This window comes from Pseudomonas sp. NPDC047961, from assembly GCF_050272435.1.
GTDB lineage: Bacteria > Pseudomonadota > Gammaproteobacteria > Pseudomonadales > Pseudomonadaceae > Stutzerimonas.
Window position 1 is genome coordinate 598,847 of the sequence record NZ_JBNNMD010000002.1, and the last position, 21,616, is coordinate 620,462.

Consider the following 21,616-nt stretch of genomic DNA (forward strand, 5'->3'; position numbering starts at 1 on the left):
CGATGAGCCTGAATGACAGCTGGATGCAGCGTGACCTGTCCGTGCTCTGGCACCCCTGCACTCAGATGAAAGATCACGAGCAGCTTCCTCTGATTCCGATCCGGCGCGGCGAAGGCGTGTGGCTTGAGGATTTCGATGGGAAACGCTATCTGGACGCCGTCAGCTCCTGGTGGGTCAACGTATTCGGGCACGCCAACCCACGCATCAATCAACGCATCAAAGACCAGCTCGATCAGCTCGAACACGTCATGCTTGCCGGCTTCAGCCACCAGCCGGTGGTCGAACTGTCGGAGCGGCTGGTCAACATCACGCCTGCCGGGCTCGATCGGGTGTTCTACACCGATAATGGATCGACCGGCATTGAAGTCGCGCTGAAGATGAGCTTCCACTACTGGCGCAATATCGGACGCCCAGGCAAGCAGCGGTTCGTCACCCTGACCAACAGCTACCACGGCGAAACGGTCGCAGCCATGTCGGTAGGCGATGTGGCGCTGTTCACCGACACCTACAAGCCGCTCTTGCTGGACACGTTTAAGGTACCGAGCCCGGATTGCTACCTGCGTCCAGACGGCGTGAGCTGGGAAGAGCATTCGCGCACCATGTTCGCCCATATGGAGCAAACCCTGGCCGAGCACCATGACGACATTGCAGCAGTGATCGTCGAACCCCTGATCCAGGGTGCAGGCGGCATGCGCATGTACCACCCGATCTACCTCAAGCTGCTACGAGAGGCTTGTGACCGGTACGAGGTGCATCTCATCCATGATGAGATTGCGGTAGGCTTCGGCCGCACCGGCACCATGTTTGCCTGCGAGCAAGCCGGGATCACACCGGACTTCCTTTGTCTGTCAAAGGCATTGACCGGCGGCTATCTGCCCATGGCCGCTGTGCTGACCACCGACAAGCTGTACCAGGCGTTCTATGACGATTACTCGACCTTACGGGCCTTTCTTCATTCACACACCTATACCGGAAATCCCCTGGCCTGCGCGGCGGCGTTGGCCACCCTCGACATCTTCGAGCAGGACAACATCCTAGAGGCCAACAAAGTGTTGGCAGCCCGCATGGCCAAGGCCACTGCACACCTGAGCGATCACCCGAACGTGGCCGAGGTGCGCCAGACCGGCATGGCCGTTGCCATCGAGATGGTGCAGCACAAAGCCAGTAAAACTCCCTATCCCTGGCAAGAACGCCGCGGCTTGAAGGTCTACCAGCACGCTCTGCAACGTGGCGCATTGTTACGCCCGCTGGGCAGCGTGGTGTACTTCCTGCCGCCCTATACCATCACCGAGGAACAGATCGACTTTCTTGCCGACGTGGCTACCGAAGGCATCGATATTGCGACACGCGCGGCAATCAGCGTCGCTCTGGCACCGGGCGCGCCCAGCACATTCCACGATCCCGGCTAGCTCCGACACAGGCTTTGGGCTTCAGGGTACACGGCCGACGCTATAAACTGCCGCCCCAACCCTCGACCGTAGCTTTCCGATGCGCATATCCCGACTCTTCATCGACACGCCTCTCTCACTTGGTACATGCGAGCTACCGGACGCTTCAGCGCATTACCTCAGCCGGGTTCTGCGACTGCCGGTCGGCGCTGGAGTGCAGCTGTTCGACGGCAGCGGCCAGGAGTTCTGCGGCGAACTGGTGGAGGTGAGCAAGAAGCATGTGAAGGTCCGACTGCATGAGCAGCGCCCTGGCTTGCCCGAATCAAAGCTGAAGATCCACCTGGGCCAAGGGCTGTCGCGCGGCGAGCGTATGGATTGGGCCATTCAGAAAGCGACCGAATTGGGCGCTGCGGAAATCACGCCAATTGTCAGCGAGCGCTGTGAAGTACGGCTGAATGACGAACGTGCCGATAAGCGCTTGGCACACTGGCGCCAGATCGCCATAAGCGCATGCGAACAGTGTGGACGTTCGGTCGTCCCGACCATTCACCCACCAATGCCACTGCAGGATTGGCTGGGGCTGGACGCGGAGCTGAAACTGGTCCTGCATCCGGTAGCTGAACCGCTATCCTCGCATCGGCCACCTGCTACATTAGCGTTTCTCATTGGCCCTGAAGGCGGCTTGAATGACGCCGAGATTGAACTGGCGCGCAATGCAGGGTTTCAACCGGCCCGCCTCGGGCCACGAGTATTGCGCACAGAAACCGCCCCGGTGGTGGCACTTAGCATCGCGCAGCAACTCTGGGGTGATTTCCAGCCGGACGCCTGAGCGGAAAAACACGGCAGTTGACCTGACGACCGACCGACACGACCGGCATGTCCCAACTCAGATCAGGCCGGCGTCCGCCAGTTTCTGCTCCAGCGCGATAAGGTCCGGTATGCGCGCCTGGACATCGCCCAGGTTGACCGCATCCAACTCCAGGGGGCCCAACGGGACGTCCGAGCGTGCCAAATTTGGGTCAACCTTGACCGAGCGCGGGATACCCTGAACCAGCAAAGCAATGAACTTCACATGATCACGCCCACCCAGGGCATTTAGCACGGCTACGCGCGAACCGGCCCCGGTGCTGGGTTGACCGCCCGATGCCGCCTCGAAGGACAACAGCGGCAATGTCAGGTCTCGCCACGACACCTGCCCAAGGAACCAGGGCGGGGTGCCTTGCGCCGACTGCGGAGCGCGATAAGGAATAAGCTCGGCTAACGCGACGTTTGGTACTAGAAGCATTCGGTCGGCTAAGGGGACCAGAAGCCCGGTTAGGCTGGCAGAGGCATCCTGAGTAATAGCGGCTTGACTCATAGGTTATCCAGTTGCAATGCCGCAACGGGCTGGCTGGCCTGTTGCGCAAAATGATTGACCAAGGCCTGAGCCAGCTCGCGAGGGTCACCGCTGAGCGAGCTATAGCCACCCTCGCGGAGACTGTCGGGCATGCTCGAGCAGACGCAAGAGTCGGCTCGTTGGGTCCAGACCCTGCCGCCCTGACGTAAAACATAGGCGGCTGCGGCATTGCCATCGCTGCCCATGCCGCTGAATGCGATAACACCGCAACGATCACCGAACTGCTGAGCCAGATTAAGCATCATCTGATCGATGGACGGACTATAGGGCTCGGGCCAGCTTCGCCCATGGAGCAGCATGGCGCCATCCTTGCCGAACCCCATCTCCTCGCTGATAGGCGCCACGACCACCTCACCGCAACGTATCGAGTCGTTTGCACGACTTTGATTAACGCTCCACTGACTGTGTCGCCCCACCGCTTGCGATAGGGCCGATTCGAAGCTTGCCTCGATATGCTGGGCGTAGACGAAGCCAACCGGCAGCCCCACCGGCAGCGCATCAAGAAAAGCCTTTACCGCCTCTGGCCCGCCCAGCGATGCCGCCAGTAGCCATACTTCGCGGGCAGGTTCCCCGGCGATCGAATCAGCCGCAGCCAGCAGCGTGCCAGGCAACGCCAGGCGGGTGACACGTTCCGCTTCCCCACGCAACACCTCAAGACGTGGGCCCACAACTCGAGAAGGGTCGCCAACCAACCGCTTCAGCTTGCCAAACATGCGCCGTTCCCAGCGCGGATAATGTTCGGAGTGGCGCTCTGGCGCGTGCCCCTCGCCAAACAAAACCGGACAGCTGTCCCGCTCGAGCAAGGCATTGACCAGCGGGGAATCTTCCGTCTGCGCCAGATCGACCAGCCACAGGTCGGCTTGCGCTGCCACCAGGTCTGATTCTTCAATCCGCGCCGGGTCGCAGTTGAGCACGACGTTGTAACCATTGGCGCTCAAGGCCTGCTGCAACACATGGCGCTGCAACGAAGTGTCTGCGATCACTCCGATGCGGGCGGGGCTGACTTCACTCATGACGCGGAACCAATTTCTGGATTGTCTCGAGTAGCAGCGACTCCTGATAAGGCTTTCCAAGGTACTCGTTCACACCGATGGCCATGGCCCTATCCCTGTGCTTTTCGCCGGTTCGCGAGGTAATCATGATGATGGGCAGATCCTTCAAATGCTCATCGTGGCGCACCAGCGTGGCCACTTCGAAACCGTCCATCCGCGGCATCTCGATATCCAGCAAGATGATGTCCGGCTTGCGCTCCTGCAGCTGCGTGATTGCGTCGACACCATCCTTGGCCGTCAGCACGTTCATTCCGTTCCGCTCGAGGAGGCGGCTGGTGACCTTGCGCACAGTCACCGAATCGTCAACGACCATCACCAGCGTTGGCCGATCAACTTCAATATCGGCCGGCTCGTCTTCGCCAAGCAGGCGCAATGGTTGCTGCTGGGTGAGCAGATGCGCATGCAGAACACGGATGGTCGCGAGCAGATCGAGGATCACCACTACTCGGCCATCGCCGAGGATGGTCGCACCGGAAATACCTGGCACAGTGGCAAATTGCGGCCCCAAGCCCTTCACCACAATTTCTCGCGAACCGGCGAGACTATCGACCTGTACCGCCACACTGTGGTCATTCGAACGCACCAGGATCACCGGTAACGGCAGGCTTTGCCCGACCAGCTTTGGCCGCTGACCGTTGTTCAGCAGCTCGCCTAAGTAGCGCAACTCATAGGTCTGTCCCGCATACTCGAAGCGCGATGCACCTGGCTGGTAATAGGCTTCGAGTTCGTAAGGCGACACACGCACGATACCTTCGATCGTGTTCAGCGGAATCGCATAAAGGTCCTCGCCGGAATACACCATCAGAGCCCGATTGACCGACACAGTGAATGGCAGGCGGATCAGGAAGCGTGTCCCTTTGCCAAGCGTAGACTCGATACTCATAGAGCCCCCGAGCTGCTTGACCTCGGAATGCACCACATCCATGCCGACACCACGCCCGGATATCTGCGTCACTTGCTCGGCGGTCGAGAAACCGGCCTCGAGAATGAACTGCAGCACGTCATGGTCCGACAGCTCGATGCCGGGCTGCATCAAGCCGCGCTCGATCGCCTTGCGGCGAACGGCTTCAAGGTTGATGCCTGCACCGTCATCGCTCAAGGCCAGCACGATATCCCCGCCTTCACGGCTCAGGTCCAGGCGAATGTTGCCCTGCTCGGGCTTACCTGCTGCGACACGCTTGGCGCCGACCTCAATACCGTGGTCAACCGCGTTGCGCAGCATATGCTCCAATGGCGCAACGATGCGCTCGAGTACGCTGCGGTCCATCTCACCTGTCGCATTGCCCACCTGGAACTCGACCTGCTTGCCTAGCTCGCCAGCCACCTGACGAACAATCCGGCGCAAACGAGGCACCAGCCGATCGAAGGGAACCATGCGGGTGCGCATGAGGCCTTCCTGCAGCTCCGTGTTGACCCGCGCCTGCTGCAGCAGCAAGGTTTCCGCGTCGCGATTACGCGCGGCCAGGGTTTCCTTTAGATCCAGCAGGTCCGATGCCGACTCGAACAGTGCGCGTGACAGCTGCTGCAACTGCGAATGCCGGTCCATTTCCAGCGGATCGAAGTCGTCGTAGCCTGCACGCTCGGCTTCAGCCTGATAGCGGCTAAGAATCTGCGCCTGGGTTTCGGTGTCCAACCGTCGCAACTGGTCGCGAACCCGCTCGATAGTGGCTTCCATCTCTCCCAAGGTGAAGCCAACGTCGCTGACCTGCTGCTCAACCCGACCGCGGAAAATTGATGTTTCGCCCGCCAGGTTGACCAATCCCTCCAAAAGGTCCGCAGGCACCTTGACCAGTTCCTGCGGTGCGCGGCGTGAAGCAGCATCCAGTGCAGCCTGTTCGGCGCGGCGGATGAATGGCAGAACCTTAGCCGGCGAGGTGCTGATCGGAGCCTGAGCACTGGCGGCCACAATAGGCGTTTCGAGCACGATGACGGACGAGCTTGTGTGCTCCGCCTGCGTAATTTCCTGCGGCTGTGAGTCTGTCTCCAGATCGGGCTCAGTTATCAGCCGCGAGCGCATCGACTCGACCTCTTTGAGCAATGCGTCATAGCTGCCCTGCACGTCCAGAAACAGGCTGTCAGTCCATGGACCGCCTTGCAGTTGCGCCTCGCTCAGACGTTGCTCCAGGTCATGCGCCATGTCGCCCAGCCGAACTTGAGCCGCCAGCCGCGCACCGCCTTTCAGGGTATGGAGCACCCGCATCATGTCGGCCAGAGGCGCGACGCTATCACCTGTGGCTTCCCAGCGCCCGAGAGCGGACTCCATTTCCTCCAGCAGCTCGTCCGCTTCTTCGACGAAAATATCGAGAATCTCGGCTTCGGCAGCGTCTTGGGCGGCATCCTGCGCTGCCTTCAACGCAACGCTGCTGGGCATGCTCAATTGCTCTTCAGGGTTCGCCCGAAAACGCTGAATGGTTGCGATCAGGTCTTGTCCGTCCGGCAGCTCACGGAAAGCGCGCACGGCATCGAGCATCGCCGCGAGCCGGTCATGGCATGTTTGCAAGAGGGCGAACAAGGTTGGACTGGCGCGGTAATGACCGGCGCACAGCCCCTCGTAGAGGTACTCCAATTCGTGGGCCAGATCACCGATCTCGCGTATGTCCGCCATCCGCGCACCGCCTTTTAGGGTGTGCAGATCCCGTTGTAACGCTTCGATCTCAAAACTATTGTCAACATCATCGATCCAGCGTTGAAGCGATGCTCCGGCGCGCTCGATGATGTCAAAGCCTTCCTCTAGAAAGATCTCTACCAGCTCTGGATCGCGGTTTTCCCAGCTACCTGCTCCTGCCTTGCCTGACTCGGTCGCCGAAGTCGGCTCCGGCGATTCGGCCGGTTCCGGCTCTTCAGGCAGCTCTACGACGACCTGCTCCACTGGCTGGACCAACGCTTCAAAGGGGATGGCGTCGCCCGATGCACGTTCGACCTCAGGTTCATCGGTGTCCGTATCAAGCCCGAGCATGGAATCATCGGGCCCCTGCGCAGCTTCCAGTTGCTCTGAGTCATCAGCAGCGGACTCAGCCCTCTGCGGGTCCTCGTCGACCATTTGCATTTCGTCGTCGGCCGAAACAGCCGGATCGAAGCTCGGCGCGATCCCTTGCCGATAAGCGCGAATATGCTCGATTAGCCGCGCAGCGGGGTCCATTGGCTTGTGCGCCTGGAGCTGCTCAAGTTGAATAGCCAGCTGATCGTGGCTGCGTAGGAGCAGCGTGGCAAGATCATCCGTATGCACGTAGCGACCGTCTGAAAGCCCTTCATAGAGGGTTTCGAGCTCGTGCGCGAGATCACCGATCGGCCGAATTTCAGCCATTCGCGCGCCGCCTTTGAGGGTATGCAGGTCACGCAGCAAGGCCGATAACGCCAACTGATTGGCTGGGTCTCCCAGCCAGCGTTCCAGCGCACCGCCAGCGCTCTCCAGCAGATCGACCGCTTCGTCAAGAAAGATCTCGACCATTTCCTCGTCTAGCTCGTCCTGGCCCAACGAAGGCTCGGCGAGCCAGGCTTCGGCTTCGGCTTCGGCTTCGGCTTCGGCTTCGGCTTCGGCTTCGGCTTCGGCTTCGGCTTGAGGCTGTGTAGCACCGTCCACTGAGTCAAACGTAGCAGACGGCGCCATGGCGCTTTCTTCGCCCGGCTGCTCAAAGGTGAGCGGATCAATCGCTTCGGCCAGCAACTGTTCAAGCCGGTCCACCAGCTCCGGCTGTCCGGTCACCTGCAGACCGGCCGCCACCTGATCCATCATGCCAACCAGCGCCTCGTGAGCCTGTTCAACGTCATCGAAGAACCGTGCGCTGACTGCGAGACGACCTTCCTGCACAACCGCATACAGGTCGAGTAACACCTGACACAGCGTGTCGATTTGCGGAAGCTCGGCCATCTGAGCGCCGAGACCAAGCGTCGTCAACTCTTCCAACAACGCCGTTAGCTCCTGCCGCTCGGCAGGATGCTCGCGCCAGCTCTGCAAAAGCGCTTCGGCGTCGAGCAGGATGTTCATGCCCTCGGAGAGAAACATCGAAATCATGCCTGGATCGCGTGGCTCACCCTGTTCTGTATCACCACGCTCGCCAGCGTCCGCCAGCCGTGCCTGATGCAACGCATGCACGCTGGCTATGAAATCTTCTGCTCCCTCGATCGTTGCCAGTGGCTCACGCTCAAGATTGTCCAGCCCTCGCCTGAGCAGCTGCTCTGCGGTATGTAACAGTTCGGCCTCAGCCAGATCCATCTGTATCAGGTTGGCCTTGAATTCCTTGACCATTCTTTCCAATGGTGTGGCGATCTCTGCCATCGGAAGGATTCCGGCCATGTGCGCGCTCCCCTTGAGGGTATGTAGCGCACGCTGTAAAGGGTCGGTAACTGGTTGCGGCAGGCGTTGCGCGCAATCGGCGAGAAAGTCGACGAGCGTTGCAAGATGCGCTTCTGCCTCGTTGCGGAATATCTCCAGCAACTGCGGATCCAGCACTTCATCAATCACCTCTTCCTGGGCCGGCTGGTCAATCGCGACTCCGCCCTGAGGGTCAGGTTCAGGTGACTCCCCTTTGGCCAAGGCGTGAGCGTTGGCAGCCAACCGATCGACATCGTCGCGCTGGCGTTGTGCCTTCGCTGCAAACTCTTCGACCAGGGTTGGCATCAGAGCCACTACGTCACGTACCAGTTGCTTGACCGGCTCGCCTACGTCAATGCTGCGATCAAGGACCCGATTGAGCAGGTTTTCTACAGACCAGGCGAGTTCGCCAATGATCAACGCACGGACCATGCGCCCGCTGCCCTTGAGTGTATGGAAGGCGCGCCGCACCTCGCCGAGGGCCTCCTTGTCAGAGGGATCTTCACACCAACGCGGCAGGTATTCGGTGATGGTTTCGAGAACCTCAGCGGCTTCCTCGATGAACACTTCGAGCAAGTCATCATCGACTGCCTCCTCATCTTCAGGCGGAGGCAGAAGGCTCGGCGGAACATCCCGAGCAGGGGGATTGACCGAGACGACAGGCGTAGCCATGACGTCCTCCATGGTCAGAGCCGGCTCGTCAGAAGCCGAATGAACCATGGGGCCGGGCAGCACGACTTCAGGCATATCGAGCGCAGCCATTTCGGCTTCGCTCCACTCCAGCTCGTAGCCCGGCGAATCATCGGCAGGCTGTCCTTCGGCAGCGTGCGACGCATCGTCCGCCGCGGCAGCGTCTGCCTGCAAAGATTCCAACTCGGTTAGTTCGAGAGTTTCGCCTGGCCAGTCGAACGACTCGGGTTCCGCCACATCGTCGACGCCCAGTGCTCCTTGGTTGGCCAGCTCCGTATCAACGCTCGGATACTGCTCAGAAGGTGTAAAATCTGATCGTATCGAGGCCTGGTCTTGCATTTCGGCAGCCGGCTCGGGGGCCTCCGCGGGCTCGGAAGGCAGCACTTCGATGTCATCGAGCGGATCTGACGGCTCGACGCTCACCTCAGGGCTGGCTTCTCCCAACGCGCTAGAAGGCTGCTCACTGAGTGGATAGCCCAACGCCTGCAGACTCTCTTCAGCGACATCCAGAATTAGGTCGCCCTGCGAGCCGCAGTCTTCGCTGAGACGCTCGAGGTAGTACTCGACGCTGGTTATTGCATCAGCCAGCGTATCCAGACTTTGCCAATCCGGGATCGCCTGCTTCGCGAGCAATTGCTCCTGAATGTAGCGGTTACAGGCATCCAGCAAGGCGGCAGCGCGGGCAAGGGGAACCATTGCGAGCCCGCCACGGGATTGGGTTAGCAACTCCGGAACGCGTGCCAGATGTTGATGATTCCATTGGGAGGCTATGAACTCGATAATCGCGTCTTTCGCCTGTTCCAGGCCCGTACGCGCCTCTCGGATAACCAGGCGATGGATCTGGCCGACGTCCGTGGTTGGGAGGTGACTCTCCTCGCCTCGATGCTCGGCTGCGGTGCCCCCAACCATGCCAGCGAGCGTCGCCTCGACGTACAGCAGGGCGCCTGCGACATCCATCAAAGCGGCGTCGTCAGGCTGCTGCTGCCCATTGGCCAAGGCTTCGACCAGGCTGATCTGCTCTAAAATGATCTTACGTGGTTGACCGAAACCGAGCACGGCTAGCGTATCGGCAATCTGCTTGAGCGGCGGCTGCAGCGCGCCAAGCTCAGTGAGTCCCAGACGGTCGCTGCGTACAAAGAGGTCCAGGCTGTCCTTGACCCGAACCAGCTCCTCACACAGCGCGGCCACAACCGACCGCATAGCGCCGCGGTCCGGTCCGGCCAGCTGAGCCCGCTCTTCGTCGACTAGCGTGCTGTCGGGCAACGCGTCATCCAGACTGTACTCAGCTTTCAAGGCCTGGATGCGGGGCGACTGAGCCGGCGCCTTGGCGATGTAGAACAGCAGATTCTTGGTCAGCTCGTCCGGAGCGGCCTGGTTGATGCCCTCTGCGCCCTGAACGACCAGACGCTTCAGCTCTTTGTCTACCTGTCGTAACAGGTTCCGAACCGTGGTGCCATTAACGACAGCGCCACTGGCGAGCCCCTCAACCACGCCGGATGCGATCTGCCACAGCGCGCCCAACGGCGCATCCTTACAGAGCATTTCCAGACGCGCGAAGACTCGCGCCATATAGCTTAGGTTGGTAGGTAGATCCTGGTTGCGAATGACCCCTACCAACGCGACCTGCAACATCTGCCGTAGTTTTCGCAGCAAACTTGGCAGATCCTCGGTCTGTCGTTGCGCCAAAAACTCGCCCGACAGGGCCGGCGCCCGCGCGGACATGTTTGGCGAAAACAGGCTGGTTTCCGATAACAGCTTCTCGCCACGCGCCGCCCGAAGATCGTTAAGCAGCGGCAGCACGACCATGGGTAGATCGCGCCGAGCACTCTGGATACGATCCAGATAAACCGGCATCTGCAGAATCGCCTGCATGAGCACTTCAAGCGCTTCGGTCTGGCTGGCGACGCTTTCATCCAACAGCGCACGGGCAAGCTGCTCCATTTCCTCGGCAAGCAGTGCAGCGCCATAAAACTCAACCATCTGCAAAGTGCCAAGCACCTGATGCACGTAGGTCAGACAGAAGCGCATCCGCGTCGAGTCTTGCGGGTTTTCGACGAACGCTTCCAAGGCCTGCCGTGCCTGCTTCAGCGTTTCGGCAATTTCGCCTTTCACCCACTCCAGGGCGACATAATCGTGCCGATCACCCATAGCGACTCCGCTCATAAACATTTCCGGGTAAAGGCCAAAACCTGACTATCAGCCACCGGAACCAGCTCCGGGTGCTGCCAACCGACAACCTCGCCCGCACCAATAACCAGCAATCCTCCCGGCGCCAGGCGCTCGACAAGACGATTGAGGATTTCGCGGCGGCGCCAGCGGCGGAAGTAAATCAACAGGTTCTGACAAAAAATGACGTCCACATCGGACATTGGCGCACCGGCCAGCTCCAGCACGTTAAGTCGGGCAAAGCACACCCTTGCTGCCAGGCTAGGCACTACTTGGAAACGATCACCCGCCAGTGGTTGGAAATACCGCTCGCGTAGGTCGGGGTCCAGCTGCTCGAGCCGACGAAGACCGTACAGGCCCTCGCGCGAACGGCTTAACGCGCTGAGACTGATATCGGTTCCTATCACACCAAACTGTGTTTCGCCGCCGGCGCACTTGAGCGCCTCTGCGGTACAAATCGCCAACGAGTATGTTTCCTCGCCGCTTGCGCAACCAACGCTCCACAGCGACCAGGGCTGAGCAGCGCTTCGCGACTCGACACGCCCCTTTATGTAATCGGAAAGCACTGCAAACGACGGCAGGTGACGGAAAAAGCGAGTCTCCTGTACCGTCAGACGGTCCATGAGGGTGGACCATTCCACAGCCCCGCGGGGGCCGTCAGTGACCTGACGGAAATAACTCGCGTAGTCCTGCGCCCCGACCTCGCGCATTCGGCTGCTCAGATTGGTCTGAAGAAAGGCCCGACGCTGCTCGGTCACGACCATACCGGAGCGCTCTTCGAGCAGGGCCTGCCAGTCATTGAATTCCGCCGCCGACATATCAGCCAAGGGTCTCAGTGACCAATCAACACCTGGCTGCATGCCCTGCCCCTTATCCATGAACTTCCACAGCGAGCCATTTCAGGCCGCCGCGTTCTCCAATTCAGGCCTGATCCTGCGCTTCCGGCAGGGTAAAGCCGGATACCGAATGCCGCATTTCATTGGCCATCTTGGCGAGGTTACCAATGCTCCTCGCAGTAGCGGTGGTGCCCGAGGAGGTTTGCGAGGTAATTTCCTGAATGACGTTCATGGTGTTGGAAATATGACCAGCCGACGACGCCTGCTGGCGGGCCGCGTTGGAAATGTTCTGGATAAGCGCCGCGAGGCTCTTGGATACCTTTTCGATTTCCTCCAGAGCAACCCCGGCGTCCTGGGCCAGACGGGCACCTCGAACCACTTCCGAAGTAGTCTGCTCCATCGAGATAACCGCTTCGTTCGTGTCGGTCTGAATCGTTTTCACCAGGGCTTCGATCTGCTTTGTTGCAGCAGAGGATCGCTCCGCAAGGCGTTGTACTTCGTCCGCAACTACCGCGAAGCCTCGACCGGCATCACCTGCCATGGAGGCCTGAATCGCAGCGTTCAACGCAAGGATGTTGGTCTGGTCGGCGATGTCGTTAATCAAACTAACGATATCCCCGATCTCCTGCGAGGACTCGCCGAGACGCTTGATTCGCTTGGAGGTGTCCTGAATCTGCTCCCGAATGTTATCCATGCCGGTGATGGTGTTATGCACCACCTCGTTGCCCTTGTTTGCGATCGCTACCGAGCGCTCAGCTACCGCCGAGGATTCGGCGGCGTTGGCCGATACCTGGTCAATCGAAACCGCCATTTCGTTGATCGCCGCCGATGCACCGGCAATTTCCTGAGCCTGATGCTCGGATGCCTCGGCCAGATGCATCGCGGTCGCCTGGGTTTCCTGGGCCGCACCAGAGACCTGTACGGCGGTCTGGTTGATCGTTTCAACCAGGTCTCGCAACTGGTCAATGGAATAGTTGATCGAGTCGGCGATGGCGCCGGTGAAGTCTTCGGTAACCGTGGCAGCTACCGTCAGGTCACCGTCAGCCAGATCGCCGATTTCGTCGAGCAGACGCAAAATCGCTGTCTGGTTACGCTCGTTCTTTTCCGCGGTTTCGCTCAACCGACGACGTGTAACCTGGACCATGACCAAGCCGATCAACAGAATTGAAGCCAGCGCCAATGCACCAAGGACATAGCCAGCCAGTGTATTGACGTAACGGGCTTCGGCGCGACTTTGAAGCCCTTGGGTCAGTTCGGACGTTTTATCGAGCAGGGTCTGCGAGACTTCGAAAATACTGTTCGATGACTCACGCACCTGGAACAGTTCCGGTGAAGTTTCCAGGATTTCATCCACTGATCCGGACACGAACTGGAACAGCTCAGAGATTGCCGCCAGCCGATCCAATGCTTCGACGTCGCTTACCCGGGTGATCCCCATGGCTTCGTTGCCTTCGAGCATGGCGCTGAGGACGCGACCGAACAGGCTGGCGTCACGACCAAACATGTCTGCAGCCTGCACTGAGTCCTGGTCGCCGGAAAGTACCTTGTTGACCGAGCCCAGAATACGTTCCGCGAGCAGCGATTGACGCTGCGCTACGGAAACCTGAGCGGCAGGGGCACCACTTTCGAGCAGGATGTCCACGACCTCCTCATACTCGACCTGAAGCTGGGGGATGGTTTCGGCCAGGGTCGCAGCAACCTGGTGCAAGGACAGTACGGTTTGTTCGCTGGCAAGGATCGCGTCAGTGTTTTGCCGCAGCGTATCCCAATCCTGCTGCACTGCCGCCACCTCAGACTGAAGCGACTCCGGCACCGCTGGCAGCCCAATGCGCTCATCACCGACGGAGAGATAGCTCCAACGCTCGCTGAAGTCATTGCGAGCATCTTTCAGCGAGTCGAATGCTTCGGCAGTACCAGTGGCCGCCTCAACCGCGTTCTTTGCAATACGCTGGGAGAGAACTCGCAGCTCACCTGCGTGTCCAACATATTCGTTATCGTAGTCGGCCTGTGTATTGATGTACGCGAAGTTCACGAACAGCAGCACCATCGACACGATCAGGAGGATAAACAGGCCAGCAATCAACGTATTGCTACGTACACCTGCCAACAATGCATTCGCGTTCATTTTTTTCATTTTTTCCGGCCCCCGCCTGGACCACCCGTACGTTTCCTTCCAAGAACCAAAAGGCCGGCATCAGCCGACCCCACCTAAATCAATACGCCACGTCCAGGAATTTCTGGTGCGCGGCAAGCGCGTGCGGACTGAAGACCAGCCAGGGCTGCTCACGCTGAAAAACACCATGAATGAATGGTTGAATCGATGCCTCAACAGGAGGCAGCTGTTCGGAAAAAGCATCTACCGGAAAATGCTGCATGCCGAACACTTCATCGACCGTCAATCCCGCAAACACTTCCTGATGGTCCACCACCAGCACGCGCCGCTGCTTGCGTAGCGGCGACAACTCCAGCCCTAGATAGCCGCACAGATCCATGATAGGCAAAAGCCTGCCGCGGACGTTGGCAACCCCTTTCACCCAGGCTTTCACTCCGGGGAGCAGGGTATAGCGCGGCTCGTGGAGTATTTCGCCAACCTCCCCCATCGGGGCAACGAACAGTCGGCCACCCATCCGGAAACCTATACCTGCCCATGTCTGGACAGCTTCTTGCTGCGACGGCAATCCGGCAGCCAAAGCCCTACAACGGCTGTCGATCTCCAAGAGTCGCTGAAAAGGCGAAGGCGTATCCGACATGCTGGCAACTTCCTTTGTCCGAATCCCGAAATCGTCGATTAACCGGCAAGTACGGCGCTAAGGGTCTTCAGCAGTGTCGCTTCGTCCACAGGCTTGGTCAGGTAATCCTTGGCACCTTGACGCTTGCCCCAGACCTTATCGGTTTCCTGATCCTTGGTGGTCACAATGATCACCGGAATGTGACTGGTTTCAGCATCTTTGGTCAGTTGGCGAGTTGCCTGAAAACCGTTCAGGCCGGGCATTACGATATCCATCAAAACCGCGTCCGGTTTCTCCTGGCGCGCAAGCGCTACACCATCGGCACCGTTTTCGGCCTTGAGCACGACGTGTCCATGCTTTTCCAGCATGGCTGTCAGCTTGTACATCTCGGTCGGCGAGTCATCAACAATCAGAACGCGAGCCATGGTTTCTCCGTAGGAAAGGCTTCAGCGGCACACAGGGCCGGACTTCAGGATACTTGCTCAACCGGTGAAAAATCCGGCACATGGGCCTTGATAGCACCGAGCAACTCTTCTTTGCTGAACGGTTTGGTGAGGTACTGGTCCGACCCCACGATCCGCCCCTTGGCCTTGTCAAACAAACCATCCTTCGAGGACAGCATGATCACCGGCGTGGACTTGAAAGAACTGTTGTTCTTGATCAGCGCGCAGGTCTGATAACCATCAAGCCTGGGCATCATGATATCGACGAAGATGATGCGCGGGTGACTATCCGCGATCTTGGCAAGCGCATCGAAGCCATCCACCGCCGTGATCACATCACAACCTACTTTCTTCAGTAGCGTTTCGGCAGTGCGACGAATCGTTTTCGAATCGTCGATCACCATGACCTTCAAGCCCTCGGAGTGCTGTTCCATTTCGCCCTACCATCGCCTCGGTGAGTCGTAGTTTATCGTTATGTCAGTGCGCCGGAGGCCCTGTCATCGATGGGCTGCACCCAATCGCCGGACCTTTTTAGCACACTCCTCAAATGCAAGCTATCTGCCGCCGGAGCAGCGGGATTTTCCTTGACCCAGCGCACAACCACGGCCAATCTGCGTCGGTATTTCAAGCCTCTGCAGCCCCTGCTGCCACTCGTTGGAGACCACCACATGACTGTTCGCGTCGGGATCATCATGGACCCAATCGCGCAGATCGCATTCAAGAAAGACAGCTCCCTGGCCATGCTGCTGGCAGCCCAGGACCGCGGCTGGACGATCTATTACATGGAACAGCGCGATCTTTACCAGCTTGCCAGCGAGGCGCGGGCCCGCATGCGCCCGATCCAGGTCTTCAACGACCCCCAACGCTGGTACGAAACAGGGGAAGAGGTCGACGGCGCTCTTGCCGATCTCAATGTCATCCTGATGCGCAAGGACCCGCCCTTTAATAGCGAGTATGTCTATGCCACCTACCTGCTGGAGCTTGCCGAGCAGGCCGGCACGCTGGTGGTGAATAGTCCGCAGAGTTTGCGCGATTGCAACGAGAAATTCTTTGCCACCCAGTTTCCGCAATGCACCCCACCAACCCTTGTCAGTCGGCGGTCCGACATTCTGCGGGAGTTTGCTCGCGAGCAGCGTGACATCATTCTCAAACCGCTGGATGAAATGGGTGGCGCATCGATTTTCCGCCACCGCGAAGGCGACCCGAACCTTTCCGTGATTCTCGAAGTACTGACCGAGCATGGTAGTCGCCAGATTATGGCGCAGCGTTACATACCGGCCATCAATGAGGGCGACAAGCGCATCCTGATGATTGACGGCGAGCCGGTGCCCTATTGCCTAGCGCGCATTCCGGCAGCGGGCGAAACACGGGGCAATCTTGCTGCCGGCGGACGCGGCGTCGCCCAGCCACTTTCTGAGCGCGATAAGGAGATCGCCGCGATTGTCGGGCCAGAGTTGCGCAAACGCGGGCTGCTTTTCGTCGGACTGGACGTGATCGGTGATTTCCTTACCGAGATCAACATTACCAGCCCGACCTGCATTCGTGAGATCGACAATGCGTTCGATACCCGCATCGGCGAGCGCCTGATGGACGCTATCGCTGCAAAATTGAGCAGACCCAACGTTTAGTGACAAGGCGGTTGGCCTAGCCGACCGCCTCTCCACCGAACGCCCCCTGTGTTTGGGGCGACCCATCGTCACGCCGACCCATCAAAGCTGCCGCCTGGTTCATAGACTTTTACGGTCACGCTGGGCAGACTGCGCGCACTTCAAGCCGACTGAAATGCGATGAACGCCGCTACACGCCAACCCTCTCTTACCCCTACCGGTGTCCGTCCGGCAGACCGTCTCGGCTTTACGATATTTCTCGCAGCCGCGCTTCATGGTGCCCTCATTCTAGGGCTCGGGTTCACGCTCTCCGAACCAAAGCAGACCAGCAAATCGCTGGAAATCACCTTGTCCACGTTTAAAAGTGAAGACAAGCCAAAGGAAGCAGATTTCCTGGCTCAGGACAATCAGCAAGGCAGCGGCACGCTGGAGCATAAGGCCTCGCCGAAAACGACCGAGCAAGCGCCGTTCCAGGACACTCAGGTGCGCAAGGTCTCGCCCGCTTCGTCGCCACCGCCTAGCAGCCCTAGCGAGGCGCCTAAGACAGCTGTAGCAACCCGCGCACCGCAGCCGGACAAGACACCGGCAAAACCACAAAAGAACAAGCCGCAGCCACAGGCGCAGCCGGCTCCCGTCTATGACAGTTCGCAGCTCAGCGCGGAAATCGCCAGCCTTGAAGCCGAACTCGCCCAACAGGTCGAGCAATACGCCAAGCGGCCTCGCGTCAGTCGTCAGAACAGCGCAGCCACCATGCGCGACATCAGCGCCTGGTACCGGGACGAATGGCGCAAGAAAGTCGAACGCATCGGCAATCTGAACTACCCCGACGAGGCGCGCCGTCAACGTATCTACGGCAGCCTGCGCATGCTGGTGGTCGTTGACCGAAACGGTGCGGTTCAGGAGCTTCGAGTACTCGAATCTTCAGGCCAGCCGATGCTCGACCAGGCCGCTATGCGCATAGTCAGGCTTGCCGCACCTTTTGCCCCTTTTTCCGGTGAGCTGGCGCAGAACTTCGATCAGGTCGAGATCATCAGAACCTGGCGGTTCGAGCGTGGTGACCGTCTGTCAAGCCGCTGAAAAGAGAAGGCCGCGCCGCGTCGGGCACGTATCTAGCGCGGCTGCTTCACGGCCCAGCCCGTAACGCTTAAGCTAGCCCCCATGAACGCGACCTCGCCCAGCTACCTCAAGCATCACTTTCTGATCGCCATGCCGCATATGGCGGACCCCAATTTTGCCCAAACCTTGATCTATCTGGTGGAGCACAACCGGGACGGCGCGATGGGGCTGATTGTCAATCGCCCAAGCGGATTGAACCTGGCGGACATCCTTGAGCAACTCCGCCCGGATCAGCCAGGCGATGTCAGCAGCCAACATCTGACGATTTTTTCGGGCGGCCCGGTTCAGACCGATCGAGGTTTCGTGCTGCATCCGGCCGACGCCCAGTTTCAGGCAACGCTCGCTCTGGGTCCGATCGGAGTGACCACGTCCCAGGACGTACTCTTCGCCATCGCCGACGGCTACGGCCCTAAGCAGCATCTGATTGCCCTCGGCTATGCGGGTTGGGAACCTGGCCAACTGGAAGCGGAGCTGGCCGAAAACGTCTGGCTCAGCTGCCAGGCGCAGCCAAAGATTCTTTTCGACCTGCCCTATGATCAGCGTTTGACTGCCGCTGCCGCATCGCTAGGGGTCGACCTTAGATTGCTCAGCAGCCAGGTCGGCCACGCATGAGCACGCTGCGTCTACTGCTCGGCTTTGACTACGGCACCAAGCAGATCGGCGTCGCCGTTGGACAGGCGATCACCGGTCAGGCACGCGAGCTCTGCGTGCTCAAGGCGCAAAATGGCGTACCCGACTGGTCACAAATCGAGGTACTGCTGCGTGAGTGGCAACCGGATGCACTAGTGGTCGGCCTGCCTTTAAACATGGACGGCAGTGCCAGTGAGATGAGCGCTCGTGCTGAGAAGTTTGCCCGCCGCCTCAACGGTCGCTTCAACCTGCCAGTGCATACCCATGACGAGCGCCTCACGACATACGAAGCCAAAGGCGAACGCCTGCGTGGCGGTCAGAGCGGCGGTTACCGTGAACGCCCTGTCGATGCGCTGGCCGCCGCTCTTTTACTCGAAGGCTGGCTGAGTGCCCAGCAAACCGCCTGAAGCGGTCCCAGGAGAAATCATGACCCTGCCCAACCCCGACAAGCTGCTCCCGGAAATGGCTTCCGCTCTGGACCGACACCTGAACAGCCGCGCCGTCAGCGAACCTCGCTTCATCGGCATCCGCACCGGCGGCGTCTGGGTCGCCCAGGCGCTGCTTGAACGGCGGAACAAGAACGAGGCGCTGGGGATTCTGGATGTCTCCTTCTACCGCGACGATTTCACCCAGAACGGTCTGCATCCCCAGGTCCGCCCCTCGGAGCTACCTTTCGAAATCGAAGGGCAACATCTGGTATTGGTCGATGATGTACTGATGAGCGGTCGCACCATCCGCGCCGCGCTCAACGAGCTGTTCGATTATGGTCGGCCCGCCAGCGTCAGCCTGGTATGCCTGCTCGACCTCAACGCCCGCGAGCTGCCAATCCGGCCAGACGTAGTTGGCGCGACACTCTCACTGGCTCCTGACCAACGGGTGAAGTTACTTGGCCCAACCCCGCTAACGCTCGAGCTCCAGACCCTCGCCTCCGCCAATTGAGACCCTCGCGATGACGCCAACCGACGCCAAGCGCCCACTCCAGCTGAACGATAATGGTCAGTTGCGCCATTTCCTCTCGCTGGATGGGCTACCCCGCGCGCTACTTACCGAAATCCTCGACACCGCCGACTCGTTCCTCGAGGTCGGTGCCAGAGCAGTGAAGAAAGTCCCGCTGTTGCGAGGAAAAACCGTTTGCAACGTATTCTTCGAAAACTCGACGCGAACGCGCACCACCTTCGAGCTGGCGGCCAAGCGGCTGTCGGCGGACGTGATCACCCTGAACGTCTCGACCTCTTCGACCAGTAAGGGCGAAACACTTACCGATACCCTGCGCAACCTCGAGGCAATGGCCGCCGACATGTTCGTCGTCCGTCACGCGGATTCCGGCGCAGCGCACTTCATTGCAGAACACGTCTGCCCGGATGTAGCGGTCATAAACGGCGGCGATGGGCGCCATGCGCACCCGACCCAGGGCATGCTCGACATGCTCACCATTCGCCGGCATAAGGGCGACTTCGAAAAGCTCTCAGTGGCCATCGTCGGCGACATTCTGCATTCGCGGGTAGCCCGCTCCAATATGCTCGCGCTGAAAACACTGGGCTGCCCGGATATTCGTGTCATCGGCCCGAAGACGCTGCTACCCGTCGGCCTGGAGCAGTATGGCGTGAGCGTCTACCACGACATGAACGAAGGCCTGCGCGACGTCGACGTGGTGATCATGCTGCGCCTGCAACGTGAACGCATGCAGGGCGGGCTGCTGCCCAGCGAAGGCGAGTTCTATCGGCTCTATGGACTCACGACCCAGCGTATGGGGTTGGCGAAGCCGGACGCCATCGTCATGCATCCCGGCCCGATCAACCGTGGCGTCGAGATCGAGTCCGCAGTGGCGGATGGTGCCCAGTCGGTCATTCTCAATCAGGTCACCTATGGCATCGCGATTCGAATGGCGGTGCTGTCCATGGCGATGAGCGGACAGACCGCACAACGGCAACTTGAACAGGAATATGCAGCCGAGGAGCAGAATTGATGCCTACCCACATCCTCGGTGCTCGCCTGATCGACCCGGCCAGCGGGCGCGACGAAGTCACTGATATTTACTGTCAGGACGGCAAGATTGCTGCGTTCGGCCAAGCCCCAGCAGGCTTGAACGCCGCCCAGACCATTGATGCACGAGGCCTGGTCGCAGCGCCTGGCCTGGTCGACCTATCGGTAGCGCTTCGTGAGCCTGGCTTCAGCCGCAAGGGCAGCATCGCCAGCGAAACGCTCGCGGCAACGGCCGGCGGCATCACCAGCCTGTGCTGCCCACCGCAGACCAAGCCAGTACTGGACACTGCTGCAGTAGCTGAACTGATCCTCGATCGCGCCCGCGAGTCCGGTCATGCCAAGGTCTTTCCGGTCGGAGCGTTGACACGCAATCTGGCCGGCGAGCAGCTGTCGGAACTGGTCGCGCTACGAGACGCGGGCTGCGTCGCCTTCGGCAACGGCCTGGCCAACTTCACCAGCAATCGCAACCTGGGCCGAGCACTGGAATACGCAGCCACATTTGACCTCACGGTCGTCATCCATTCACAGGACAGCGATCTGGCCGAGGGTGGACTGGCCCACGAAGGCCCGGCGGCGGCCTTTCTCGGCCTGGCCGGAATTCCCGAAACAGCAGAAACCATTGCCTTGGCGCGTAACCTGCTGCTGGTGGAGCAAGCCGGTGTGCGCGCGCACTTCAGCCAACTTACCACTGCCCGCGGCGCGCAGATGATTGCCGATGCGCAGGCTCGCGGCCTGCCAGTCACCGCTGATGTGGCGATGTATCAGCTGATCCTCACCGACGAAGCGCTGCACGGCTTCTCCAGTCTCTACCATGTACAGCCGCCTCTGCGCAGTGCCGCTGACCGTGAAGGCCTTCGCCAGGCGGTCAAGAGTGGCGTCATCTCGGTGATCTCGAGCCACCATCAACCGCATGAAGCCGACGCCAAGCAAGCCCCTTTCGGCGAGACCGAGGCGGGCATGAGCAGCGCCGAAATTCTCCTGCCTCTCGCACTGACACTGGTCGAAGATGGCCTGCTGGATCTACCGACCCTGCTGGCTCGCCTGAGCAGCGGCCCGGCCACGGCGCTAAGGCTGCCAGCCGGCCGGCTGTCGATTGGCGGAGCCGCGGATTTGGTCCTCTTTGACCCAAGCAGTTCGACCCTGGCCGGCGAGCGCTGGCACTCGAAAGGCCGGAATTGCCCGTTCATCGGGCATTGCCTGCCCGGGGCGGTGCGCTACACCCTGGTTGACGGACGAGTCGCCTTCCTCGGCTAGATCGCTTACTCAGC

General features: G+C 60.0%; 17 protein-coding genes. 9 read left to right on the forward strand and 8 right to left on the reverse strand.

From position 1 onward, the window contains the following. Positions 1–2 precede the first annotated feature (2 nt). Both ACQKIK_RS09015 and ACQKIK_RS09020 read left to right on the forward strand, forming a co-directional pair. A complete protein-coding gene (locus ACQKIK_RS09015; protein ID WP_499135658.1) occupies positions 3–1,409 on the forward strand; it encodes an adenosylmethionine--8-amino-7-oxononanoate transaminase in 1,407 nt (468 codons plus the stop codon). A gap of 79 nt (positions 1,410–1,488) precedes the next feature. Next, positions 1,489–2,217 (forward strand): 16S rRNA (uracil(1498)-N(3))-methyltransferase, encoded by a 729-nt coding sequence (locus ACQKIK_RS09020; protein WP_499135659.1) that lies wholly within the window; start codon positions 1,489–1,491, stop codon positions 2,215–2,217. 57 nt (positions 2,218–2,274) lie between these two features. Here the strand turns inward: ACQKIK_RS09020 and ACQKIK_RS09025 are convergent, their stop codons facing one another. The 8 genes from ACQKIK_RS09025 to pilG form a co-directional block, all read right to left on the reverse strand. After that, on the reverse strand, positions 2,275–2,745 hold the full coding sequence (locus ACQKIK_RS09025; RefSeq protein ID WP_499135660.1) for a chemotaxis protein CheW: 471 nt from the start codon (positions 2,743–2,745) through the stop codon (positions 2,275–2,277). Then, positions 2,742–3,797, reverse strand: a complete 1,056-nt coding sequence (locus tag ACQKIK_RS09030) for a chemotaxis protein CheB (RefSeq protein ID WP_499135661.1) — start codon at positions 3,795–3,797, stop codon at positions 2,742–2,744. Before ACQKIK_RS09030 ends, ACQKIK_RS09025 begins: the two co-directional genes overlap by 4 nt. Next, entirely contained in the window at positions 3,790–10,986 is a 7,197-nt protein-coding gene (locus ACQKIK_RS09035; protein ID WP_499135896.1) for a hybrid sensor histidine kinase/response regulator, read from the reverse strand. Before ACQKIK_RS09035 ends, ACQKIK_RS09030 begins: the two co-directional genes overlap by 8 nt. A gap of 11 nt (positions 10,987–10,997) precedes the next feature. Then, entirely contained in the window at positions 10,998–11,864 is an 867-nt protein-coding gene (locus tag ACQKIK_RS09040) for a CheR family methyltransferase (RefSeq protein ID WP_499135897.1), read from the reverse strand. Between the two features lie 61 nt (positions 11,865–11,925). Beyond that, on the reverse strand, positions 11,926–13,974 hold the full coding sequence (locus ACQKIK_RS09045) for a methyl-accepting chemotaxis protein (protein WP_045423730.1): 2,049 nt from the start codon (positions 13,972–13,974) through the stop codon (positions 11,926–11,928). Between the two features lie 79 nt (positions 13,975–14,053). Continuing rightward, positions 14,054–14,590: a chemotaxis protein CheW gene (locus tag ACQKIK_RS09050; RefSeq protein WP_045423728.1), complete on the reverse strand. Its 537-nt coding sequence runs from the start codon at positions 14,588–14,590 to the stop codon at positions 14,054–14,056. Positions 14,591–14,628: 38 nt separating this feature from the next. Continuing rightward, entirely contained in the window at positions 14,629–14,994 is a 366-nt protein-coding gene (gene pilH, locus ACQKIK_RS09055) for a twitching motility response regulator PilH (RefSeq protein ID WP_045163991.1), read from the reverse strand. A gap of 44 nt (positions 14,995–15,038) precedes the next feature. Further along, positions 15,039–15,446, reverse strand: a complete 408-nt coding sequence (pilG, locus tag ACQKIK_RS09060; protein ID WP_045423724.1) for a twitching motility response regulator PilG — start codon at positions 15,444–15,446, stop codon at positions 15,039–15,041. Positions 15,447–15,680: 234 nt separating this feature from the next. Here pilG and gshB point away from each other — a divergent pair, with 234 nt between their 5' ends. From gshB to ACQKIK_RS09095, 7 genes are all read left to right on the forward strand, one after another. After that, a complete protein-coding gene (gshB, locus tag ACQKIK_RS09065; protein WP_045423722.1) occupies positions 15,681–16,640 on the forward strand; it encodes a glutathione synthase in 960 nt (319 codons plus the stop codon). Positions 16,641–16,799: 159 nt separating this feature from the next. After that, positions 16,800–17,696 carry an energy transducer TonB gene (locus ACQKIK_RS09070; protein WP_241529444.1) on the forward strand — a complete coding sequence of 299 codons (897 nt, stop codon included), beginning with the start codon at positions 16,800–16,802 and terminating at the stop codon, positions 17,694–17,696. An 81-nt stretch (positions 17,697–17,777) separates the two neighbouring features. Then, positions 17,778–18,347: a YqgE/AlgH family protein gene (locus ACQKIK_RS09075; RefSeq protein WP_499135663.1), complete on the forward strand. Its 570-nt coding sequence runs from the start codon at positions 17,778–17,780 to the stop codon at positions 18,345–18,347. After that, positions 18,344–18,772: a Holliday junction resolvase RuvX gene (gene ruvX / locus ACQKIK_RS09080; protein WP_499135664.1), complete on the forward strand. Its 429-nt coding sequence runs from the start codon at positions 18,344–18,346 to the stop codon at positions 18,770–18,772. Before ACQKIK_RS09075 ends, ruvX begins: the two co-directional genes overlap by 4 nt. A gap of 19 nt (positions 18,773–18,791) precedes the next feature. Beyond that, positions 18,792–19,304, forward strand: a complete 513-nt coding sequence (gene pyrR, locus ACQKIK_RS09085) for a bifunctional pyr operon transcriptional regulator/uracil phosphoribosyltransferase PyrR (RefSeq protein WP_499135665.1) — start codon at positions 18,792–18,794, stop codon at positions 19,302–19,304. Positions 19,305–19,314: 10 nt separating this feature from the next. Next, positions 19,315–20,331, forward strand: coding sequence for an aspartate carbamoyltransferase catalytic subunit (locus tag ACQKIK_RS09090; RefSeq protein ID WP_046161612.1), 1,017 nt, complete (start codon positions 19,315–19,317; stop codon positions 20,329–20,331). After that, positions 20,331–21,602: a dihydroorotase gene (locus tag ACQKIK_RS09095; protein WP_499135666.1), complete on the forward strand. Its 1,272-nt coding sequence runs from the start codon at positions 20,331–20,333 to the stop codon at positions 21,600–21,602. Before ACQKIK_RS09090 ends, ACQKIK_RS09095 begins: the two co-directional genes overlap by 1 nt. The last annotated feature ends 14 nt before the right edge of the window (positions 21,603–21,616 follow it).

What these genes read in the sequence shown, in the direction of transcription:
- ACQKIK_RS09015 (WP_499135658.1), top strand. Translation starts at nt 3, where the DNA reads ATGAGCCTGAATGACAGCTGGATGCAGCGTGACCTGTCCGTGCTCTGG.
- ACQKIK_RS09020 (WP_499135659.1), top strand. Translation starts at nt 1,489, where the DNA reads ATGCGCATATCCCGACTCTTCATCGACACGCCTCTCTCACTTGGTACA.
- ACQKIK_RS09025 (WP_499135660.1), bottom strand. Translation starts at nt 2,745, where the DNA reads ATGAGTCAAGCCGCTATTACTCAGGATGCCTCTGCCAGCCTAACCGGG.
- ACQKIK_RS09030 (WP_499135661.1), bottom strand. Translation starts at nt 3,797, where the DNA reads ATGAGTGAAGTCAGCCCCGCCCGCATCGGAGTGATCGCAGACACTTCG.
- ACQKIK_RS09035 (WP_499135896.1), bottom strand. Translation starts at nt 10,986, where the DNA reads ATGGGTGATCGGCACGATTATGTCGCCCTGGAGTGGGTGAAAGGCGAA.
- ACQKIK_RS09040 (WP_499135897.1), bottom strand. Translation starts at nt 11,864, where the DNA reads ATGCAGCCAGGTGTTGATTGGTCACTGAGACCCTTGGCTGATATGTCG.
- ACQKIK_RS09045 (WP_045423730.1), bottom strand. Translation starts at nt 13,974, where the DNA reads ATGAAAAAAATGAACGCGAATGCATTGTTGGCAGGTGTACGTAGCAAT.
- ACQKIK_RS09050 (WP_045423728.1), bottom strand. Translation starts at nt 14,590, where the DNA reads ATGTCGGATACGCCTTCGCCTTTTCAGCGACTCTTGGAGATCGACAGC.
- pilH (WP_045163991.1), bottom strand. Translation starts at nt 14,994, where the DNA reads ATGGCTCGCGTTCTGATTGTTGATGACTCGCCGACCGAGATGTACAAG.
- pilG (WP_045423724.1), bottom strand. Translation starts at nt 15,446, where the DNA reads ATGGAACAGCACTCCGAGGGCTTGAAGGTCATGGTGATCGACGATTCG.
- gshB (WP_045423722.1), top strand. Translation starts at nt 15,681, where the DNA reads ATGACTGTTCGCGTCGGGATCATCATGGACCCAATCGCGCAGATCGCA.
- ACQKIK_RS09070 (WP_241529444.1), top strand. Translation starts at nt 16,800, where the DNA reads ATGAACGCCGCTACACGCCAACCCTCTCTTACCCCTACCGGTGTCCGT.
- ACQKIK_RS09075 (WP_499135663.1), top strand. Translation starts at nt 17,778, where the DNA reads ATGAACGCGACCTCGCCCAGCTACCTCAAGCATCACTTTCTGATCGCC.
- ruvX (WP_499135664.1), top strand. Translation starts at nt 18,344, where the DNA reads ATGAGCACGCTGCGTCTACTGCTCGGCTTTGACTACGGCACCAAGCAG.
- pyrR (WP_499135665.1), top strand. Translation starts at nt 18,792, where the DNA reads ATGACCCTGCCCAACCCCGACAAGCTGCTCCCGGAAATGGCTTCCGCT.
- ACQKIK_RS09090 (WP_046161612.1), top strand. Translation starts at nt 19,315, where the DNA reads ATGACGCCAACCGACGCCAAGCGCCCACTCCAGCTGAACGATAATGGT.
- ACQKIK_RS09095 (WP_499135666.1), top strand. Translation starts at nt 20,331, where the DNA reads ATGCCTACCCACATCCTCGGTGCTCGCCTGATCGACCCGGCCAGCGGG.